The organism is Ferrovibrio terrae (assembly GCF_943372915.1).
Taxonomy (GTDB): Bacteria; Pseudomonadota; Alphaproteobacteria; order Ferrovibrionales; family Ferrovibrionaceae; genus Ferrovibrio; species Ferrovibrio terrae_A.
The window spans coordinates 45485-52920 of the sequence record NZ_CALSAN010000029.1; the positions used below are offsets into that span (position 1 = coordinate 45485).

Sequence of the window (7436 nt, forward strand, 5' to 3'; positions counted from 1 at the left end):
AAATGCCAAACGGGGCGCAGTCATGCGCCCCGTTTTTTATTCAGCGCGGTTCTCGTCATGGCCGCGCGCCACCACCCAGGGCCGCTGGCCACGGGTCTGCGCCACGCTGATGCTACGGATGCCGCGTTCGGCATCGAGATAGAGCGCATGGGTGCCGCTGCGCCGCAGGTCGTTGCGGTCGATCACCACTTTCGCCGCCGGACAGCGATAGCGCACCGGCATCTGGGCTGCGATCACCACATCGGCATGACGACAATCCTGCGTGATGGCTTTCGGCTGGCGCGGCAGCGCGACCAGGAAGCCCTGACTGCGCCATGCGCAACCATCGGGATCACAACGCAGGCTGCCATCGGCGCCGGCGCGGCCTTCGGTGTCATTGCGGCGCAGCGCCGGCCAGGGATAGAGCGGCGGCGAACCGAGCCGCTCCCACCAGGTTTCGGCCATGAAGCCGGTCGGTCTGGCGCTTGAGAAATAGAAGCGCCCATTCTCAGCGGCGCGCGCCGCCAGCAACCGGCCATCGGCGCTGACCAGAAAATCCGGCTGCGTCACCAGCCAGGGCGAGGCAGTGCCCAGCACCAGCCCAATGACGCCGAGCCAGCGCCAGCGCCGCTGCCACAGGCAGAGCCACAAACCGCCCAGTGTGATTCCCGCGATGCCCCAGAGCGGCATGGCCGGCACCGTGCCGACCGCATCGGGCCAGCCGGCGACCCAGACCGCCAGCGCGATCAGCAGATCGACGGCCCAGACCATCGGCGTGAGTGCCAGCGCCTCCAGCCCGAGCGGCATGAGCAGAAAGGCCAGAACGGCAAACGGCATGATGATGAAATCGACCAGCGGCGCCGCCAGCAAATTGGCGATCAGCGCATAATCGGCCACGCGATTGAAATGATAGGCGGCGAACAGCGACGAGCCGAGACCGGCAACGAAACTCGCCGCCATGGTGCCGCCAAGCCAGAGCAATGCGATCTGCAGCGGGCTGGCCTGGCTGCGCCAGCGCGTGAGTTTCGGCGCCAGATGCTCGAAGGCGGCAACGAGTGCCGTGACGGCGGCGAACGACATCTGGAAGCCGGGATCGAGCAGGCTTTCCGGCCATAGCACCAGCAGCAGCAGGGCAGCCCAGGCCACGGCGCGCAGGGTGATGGCGCGGCGATCCAGCATCACGGCCAGCAGCGCCAGTGCAATCATCGCCAACGCGCGCAGCGTGGGCAGCGCCGCGCCTGACAGCAGCGTGTAGGCGACGGCACCCAGCAGCGCGGCCAGCGCCGCCCATTTCTTGATCGGATAATGCAAAGCCAGTTGCGGATGCAGCGCCAGCAGCGCCCGCACCAGGAAAAACAGCAGGCCGGCCACCAGCGTCAGATGCAGGCCGGAGATCGACAGGATATGAGCCAGCCCTGAATCGCGGAAGGCGGCATCAATGCTGTCGGGGATCGGCCCGCGCACGCCGGTCATCAGCGCAGCGGCAATCGCACCACCGGCCCCACCTTCCGTTTGTGCGGTGATGCGTCGCGTCCAGTCCTGCCGCAGCGCGCTGAGCCAGAGCGTGGCGGATTCTGTCCAGTCGCGTATTTCATCGGCCGGCAGTGCTTCCGCCGTCGAGATCGCATAGCCCACAGCACCGATCTGGCGGAACCAGGCATGGCGCGCGAAGTCAAAGGCGCCGGGCATCGCCGGTTCCGGCGGCGGCAGCAGCATGACGCGCACGCGCAGCCGTTCGCCCGGCCACAGGTCGGCACCATCGCGCGGCAGGCTGATGCGGATGCGTTTCGGCGTTTCCGGTTCCTGCAAGCCACCGAGACGCAGATCATCCAGCAGCAGGCGATGTCCCTTGTCGCGTGGCTCGACTTCCAGGATGCGCCCCTCGACCCAGACGGCACCGCTCGGCCGGGACAGCACCGGTGCCGACACGGCGGCGCTGCGTTCGGCACCCAGCCATACGCCGCCCAGCACGGCCAGCAGCAGCAGCAAAGGCATGCGAGAGGCGGCCGCGCGGCCGAACAGCAGCAGCGCCAGAACAACCGCCACCATGCCGAGCCGCAGCGGCAGCAGCGGCGGTTCGGCCGGCAGCAGGAAATACACCGCTATGCCACCGCCCAGCATGGCCGGCAGCCAGAGAAACCAGCGTTCGCGTTCGGCCAGCAGGGTGGCGATGGCGTCGAAGCTGCGCAGGTCGCGCCAGCCGGCGACCACACCGGCCGCGACCCGCTGCCGGAGCATGTGCCAGTCAAGCAATGAACCGGGCGCCGCCATGGCGGAAATCACTGCATACCGGCCCTGCCGGCGCCAATCCGTGCAAAACGGGAACGTGCCTTGCCCGCCTGCGCCCGTATGCTAAAACCCTGCTTCCATTGTCCCCCGGATTGCCAGATGACCAAGATTGTCACCCGTTTCGCCCCCTCGCCGACCGGCTACCTGCATATTGGCGGCGCCCGCACGGCGCTGTTCAACTGGCTGTTCGCCCGCCGCCATGGCGGCACCTTCCTGCTGCGTATCGAGGATACCGACCGCGAGCGTTCCACCGAGGATGCCGTACAGAAGATCTTTCAGGGCCTGACGTGGCTCGGGCTCGACTGGGACGGCGAACCGGTGATGCAGTTCGCGCGCATGAACCGCCATGCCGAGGTGGCGCACAAGCTGCTGGCTGAGGGCAAGGCCTATCACTGCTATTGCTCGCCCGAAGAACTGGAAGAGATGCGCAACACGGCCAAGGCCGCCGGCAAGCCGATGCGCTATGACGGCCGCTGGCGCGACCGCGATGCCAAGGATGCGCCGGCCGGCGTGAAGCCTGTCGTGCGCTTCAAGGCGCCGCAGACCGGCAGCACCGTGATCAAGGATCATGTGCAGGGCGATGTCACCTTCCAGAACGAGCAGCTGGACGACCTGATCATCCTGCGTTCCGATGGCACGCCGACCTACAATCTCTCGGTCGTGGTGGACGATCATGACATGGGCGTGACCCATATCATCCGCGGCGACGACCACCTGACCAATGCGGCGCGGCAGACCCAGCTGTATCTCGCCGCCGGTTTCGCCGTGCCCGACTTTGCACATATCCCGCTGATCCACGGGCCCGATGGCGCCAAGCTGTCGAAGCGCCATGGCGCGCTGGGCACGGAAGCTTACGCCGATATGGGCTACCTGCCCGCGGCGATGCGCAACTATCTGCTGCGGCTCGGCTGGAGCCATGGCGATGACGAGATCATCTCGACCCAGCAGGCGCTGGAATGGTTCGACCTCGAGCATGTCGGCCGCTCGCCGGCGCGTTTCGATTTCGCCAAGCTGAACAACGTGAACGGCCACTATATCCGCCACAGCAGCGACGATGAGCTGCTGCAGGCCGTGCTGCCCTTCATTGCGAAAAAGCTCGGCCGCGAGGCGAACCAGGCCGAGCAGGCGCAGATCACGGCGATCCTGCCGGCGGTGAAGGAGCGTGCCAAGGATCTGAACGAGATCACCGAGGCGTTGCAGTTCCTGTTTGCCGCGCGCCCGATCGCGCCTGATGCCGCCGCCCAGAAGCATCTGGATGACACAGCAAAAGCGCGGCTGAAGACGATGATCGAAACCCTGGGCACGGTGTCCAGCTGGACCGCCACCGATACCGAAGCGGCGATCCGCGCCTTGAGTGAAGCCCAGCAGGTCAAGCTGGGCCAGCTGGCACAGCCGCTGCGCGCCGCGCTGACCGGCCGCACGGTGTCGCCGCCGATTTTCGACGTGCTGGCCGTGCTGGGCCGCGAAGAAACCCTCGCCCGCCTGGGCGACGCGGCGGGCTGATGCCGCCGCTGCGGCCACCGGTTCTGATCGTGCCGGGCCTGGGCAATTCCGGGCCCGCGCACTGGCAGAGCGCCTGGCAGCACAAGCACCCGGAATTCACCCGCGTCGAGCAGGCCGACTGGGACCATCCCGATTTCGCCGACTGGCTGACGCGGCTGGATGCGGCCATCAATGCCTGCCCGTCGCCGCCGTTGCTGGTGGCACACAGCCTGGCCTGCGCATTGGTCGCGCACTGGGTGGAGCGGCATGAGCAGGAATTGCACGGCGCCTTGCTGGTGGCACCGGCCGATGTCGATTCCGACAGCCACACGCCGCCTGAGACGCGCGGCTTCCGCCCGATGCCGCTGGCGCGCTTTGCCTGCTCTGCCATCGTGGTGGCGAGCAGCAACGATCCGTTTGTCGATATCGCCCGCGCCCGGCATTTCGCTTCGCGCTGGCATGCGCGCTGTGTCGAGGCCGGCGCACTGGGCCATATCAACAGCACGTCCAATCTAGGCGACTGGCCGTTCGGTTATGCGCTGCTGGAAGAATTGCTGAAGACGGCCGGCTAAATCAGAGCCGGCGGCGCAGTTCGGTCTGCTGCGACAGGCGGGCCTGGTCCATCATGAACTGCTGCAGCTTTTCCATCGCCGGACGCGGCATCGGATCCTGACCGCTGAGCATCAGCGTCAGCGCCACGCGGGTGACGCCGATGCGGGTGGCAAGCTGGTCGAGCGACATCGCCGCCATCTTGCAGGCCTGCGACACGGCAACGATCGACCCCTTCTCGACGAAGAAGCGGCCCCACTGCTCCTTGACGTTCAGCTTGGCCGGCAGGCTCGGCATCAGCGGATTTTGCGCAGCCGCGCGCTGCGCCATCGCCAGGTCGGGTACAGCTGGCTGTGCCGGCAGGGTGATCGATGATGATCCACTGCTGCCAGCCGAGGCGCCCGACGGCGTCGCCGAGCGCTTCGGCGCCGTCGTCGGCTGGAACTCCTCCAGCTTCGGCGCAGATTCGATCCCCTGCTGCAGCAGCTTGCGCACAGCCTCGATCAACTCTTCGCTTACCGGCGGATTCAGATCGTATTCCTCGCCGAAGCGATCGTAGTACTGCGCGATCTCGCTCAGGCGATCCAGCCGACGCATCAGGAATTCACGGCTGCCCAGCGGCAGGCGTCGGCCCGAGCGGGTGATGTTGATCAGATAAATGCGCGTGGTGTCGAGTTCGAGGATGGTGATCTTCCAACGGATCTTCGACAGATGCTTGCGCAGTGGCTTCTGCTTGCTCTCATCGAATTCCGGGATGCGGCCATCAACCAGATCCACGAAGACATAGAAATGCTCCATCTTTTCGACAAAGCGTTTGTAGTCGGAGAAATTGGCGGACAGATTCTGCTCGTTCTGGCAAAAGGCAAGCAGCTCACGGCTCTGGCTCTCGACCACGCCGACCAGTTTCAGGGTTTCCTGAACAACCGGTTTGAGTACCTGGTTCACCGCGTTTCTCGCGCCGTCCTGTTTCTGGGATTCACTGTCTGGGGTGCAGGGAATCTACGTCACCAAATCTGACCTAATTTTGGCAGAAAATAGTGAATCCAACAATAAGACCCACAACTGCAGGTCACATTGGTCACAAAAATATAACTGGTGCGGATATTTGGTTAACGCGTCAGCCCGCCGGCAGGTCGTGCGGGGCGCAATACAGCGCACTGCCGCGCAGGCTGCGGCAGTAGGCCAGGGCCTCTGCCCGATCGGGGAAACCGCCCACCAGCAGGCGCACGACCTTGCCGCGCTGACCACCGAGATCGACCTCGACATACCGCCGGTTGGCGGTTTTCAGGGCCGGAACCCGCTCGGCGAGGCGCGGCCAGGCCGCTTCGGCCTCGGCCAGCGACTTGTAACTGGCAACATGGCCGGCAAAGCGCAGCACCGGCGGGGGCGTCACCACGGGTGCGGGTGGCGGGGGCGCCTCAACAACGGCGGGCGGCGCCACATAAATGACCGGCTCGGGCGCGGCGGTCACCGGCGGCGGCGCATCGGCGCAGGCGGCCAGGGCGGCCAGCAGCGCCAGTGACAGCCAGGCCGGCCGCATCATCATTTTTCGACCAGCTTGAACAGGTTGCGGTCGAGCAGCGCGCTCACCGAAACCGTCTTGGTGCTGCTGGAATCACGTTCGTTGATCAGCTGCACATGCATGGCGTCTTCGCCCGGGAAATGGATCAGCCGGGCGACGCGCCAGATAAAGCCCTGCCGTTGCTCGAAACGCTGGCCCGGCACGATGTCCTGGGCGGAAAACTTTGCCATTTTGAAAACACCTTGAATCGCTGGCCTGAAGCTAGCGCATTCGTCGGACAGCGCCAACTGCCCGTTGTAATGACAGAATTTGTACGGGTGCGGTTTTAAGCCGCCTGCCGGATCTCGAACACGAACACCCCGTCCCGCTCCTGGGCCGACACCAGCGCAAAACCCGAGGCCTCGCAGAGTGCGACCATGTCGCGCATGGTGTTGGGATCAGTGGCCTCGACGGTCAGCACATCGCCTTTCGGCACGGCTTTCATCGCCTTCTTGGTCTTCAGCACCGGCAACGGGCAGTTCAGGCCTTTGACATCCAGGGTCTGGGTCATGGGAATTCCGCAGATTTAACAAATATAATCGTTAATTAATATAATACTTCACATCGTAAATGTAAATCCTATACTCCCCTGCAATCTCATCATAAACACATAAAATTCGTTCGCCATGACTGCCCTGCCCCTGCCTTACCTCGTGAATATCGCCGGCCTGATCCTGGGCGTCGTATTCGGCGCCATTGTTCAGCGCAGCAACTTCTGCACCATGGGCGCGATCAGCGACATGGTGCTGATGAACGATGCCAACCGCCTGCGCAGCTGGGTGCTGGCAATTGCCGTTGCCATGCTGGGCAGCCAGCTGCTGCAGCTGGCTGGGCTGATCGACCTCAACACCTCGATCTATGCCGGCACCAATCTGGGCTGGCTCGGCGCGGCCATCGGCGGGCTGCTGTTCGGCTTTGGCATGGTGCAGGCCGGTGGCTGCGGCAGCCGCACGCTGGTGCGGCTGGGTGCGGGCAACCTGAAATCCCTGCTGGTGGTGCTGATGATCGGCATCGCCGGCTACGCCACGCTGCGCGGCCTGATCGGTCCGGCGCGGCTGTGGCTGGAAGGCTGGTCGGTGATCGACCTGAAATCGCGCGGCTTTGCAAGCCAGACGCTGCCCGATCTGATTGGCCCCGGCTTTGGCCTGAATGCGCGCAGCCTGCGCTGGGTGCTGGGACTGGTGATCCCCGCCGCGCTGCTGCTCTGGGTGTTCAGGGATGCGCGTTTCCGCCGGCATCCGATCCTGATTGCCGCCGGCCTTGTGATCGGCCTGGTAATCGTCGGCGGCTGGGCCGCCACCGGCATCCTCGGCGCCGACGAGTTCGAGCCGACACCGCTGGTCTCTATGACCTTCGTGGCGCCGATCGGCTATGCGCTGCAGTATCTGATGACCTTCACCGGCGCGACACTGGATTTCGGCGTCAGCACCGTGGGCGGCGTGATCCTCGGCGCCTTCCTGATGGCGAAGCTGGATGGCAGCTTCCGCGTCGAGAGCTTCGCCAATGCACAGGATGTAGTCTCGCATCTGCTGGGCGGCGTACTGATGGGCATCGGTGGCATCACCGCACTGGGCTG

Annotated in this window: 8 protein-coding genes; 3 read left to right on the top strand and 5 right to left on the bottom strand. The window is 65.0% G+C overall.

The window, feature by feature from the left end; genetic code table 11:
• Positions 1-36: 36 nt before the first annotated feature.
• On the bottom strand, positions 37-2217 hold the full coding sequence (locus AAG821_RS17530; protein ID WP_341910746.1) for a ComEC/Rec2 family competence protein: 2181 nt from the start codon (positions 2215-2217) through the stop codon (positions 37-39).
• 150 nt (positions 2218-2367) lie between these two features.
• Between AAG821_RS17530 and gltX the strand changes: the two genes are divergently transcribed.
• On the top strand, positions 2368-3771 hold the full coding sequence (gltX, locus tag AAG821_RS17535) for a glutamate--tRNA ligase (RefSeq protein WP_341910748.1): 1404 nt from the start codon (positions 2368-2370) through the stop codon (positions 3769-3771).
• Entirely contained in the window at positions 3771-4322 is a 552-nt protein-coding gene (locus AAG821_RS17540; protein WP_341910751.1) for an alpha/beta hydrolase, read from the top strand. Before gltX ends, AAG821_RS17540 begins: the two co-directional genes overlap by 1 nt.
• A gap of 1 nt (position 4323) precedes the next feature.
• Here the strand turns inward: AAG821_RS17540 and AAG821_RS17545 are convergent, their stop codons facing one another.
• The 4 genes from AAG821_RS17545 to AAG821_RS17560 all read right to left on the bottom strand — a co-directional run bounded on the left by AAG821_RS17545 (position 4324) and on the right by AAG821_RS17560 (position 6371).
• On the bottom strand, positions 4324-5244 hold the full coding sequence (locus AAG821_RS17545; RefSeq protein ID WP_341910753.1) for a hypothetical protein: 921 nt from the start codon (positions 5242-5244) through the stop codon (positions 4324-4326).
• Positions 5245-5416: 172 nt separating this feature from the next.
• A complete protein-coding gene (locus AAG821_RS17550) occupies positions 5417-5845 on the bottom strand; it encodes an SPOR domain-containing protein (protein WP_341910755.1) in 429 nt (142 codons plus the stop codon).
• Positions 5842-6051 (bottom strand): hypothetical protein, encoded by a 210-nt coding sequence (locus AAG821_RS17555; protein WP_341910758.1) that lies wholly within the window; start codon positions 6049-6051, stop codon positions 5842-5844. The genes AAG821_RS17550 and AAG821_RS17555 overlap by 4 nt, the downstream gene beginning before the upstream one ends.
• A 95-nt stretch (positions 6052-6146) precedes the next feature.
• Complete coding sequence (locus tag AAG821_RS17560) at positions 6147-6371, bottom strand: sulfurtransferase TusA family protein (RefSeq protein ID WP_341898325.1); 225 nt, start codon at positions 6369-6371, stop codon at positions 6147-6149.
• A 115-nt stretch (positions 6372-6486) separates the two neighbouring features.
• Here AAG821_RS17560 and AAG821_RS17565 point away from each other — a divergent pair.
• Positions 6487-7436, top strand: a 950-nt coding sequence (locus tag AAG821_RS17565; protein ID WP_341916364.1) for a YeeE/YedE family protein, incomplete at its 3' end; no start/stop codon positions are given.

Coding starts and splice junctions, on each gene's coding strand:
- AAG821_RS17540 (WP_341910751.1), top strand. CDS start 3,771: ATGCCGCCGCTGCGGCCACCGGTTCTGATCGTGCCGGGCCTGGGCAAT.
- gltX (WP_341910748.1), top strand. CDS start 2,368: ATGACCAAGATTGTCACCCGTTTCGCCCCCTCGCCGACCGGCTACCTG.
- AAG821_RS17530 (WP_341910746.1), bottom strand. CDS start 2,217: ATGCTCCGGCAGCGGGTCGCGGCCGGTGTGGTCGCCGGCTGGCGCGAC.
- AAG821_RS17560 (WP_341898325.1), bottom strand. CDS start 6,371: ATGACCCAGACCCTGGATGTCAAAGGCCTGAACTGCCCGTTGCCGGTG.
- AAG821_RS17555 (WP_341910758.1), bottom strand. CDS start 6,051: ATGGCAAAGTTTTCCGCCCAGGACATCGTGCCGGGCCAGCGTTTCGAG.
- AAG821_RS17550 (WP_341910755.1), bottom strand. CDS start 5,845: ATGATGATGCGGCCGGCCTGGCTGTCACTGGCGCTGCTGGCCGCCCTG.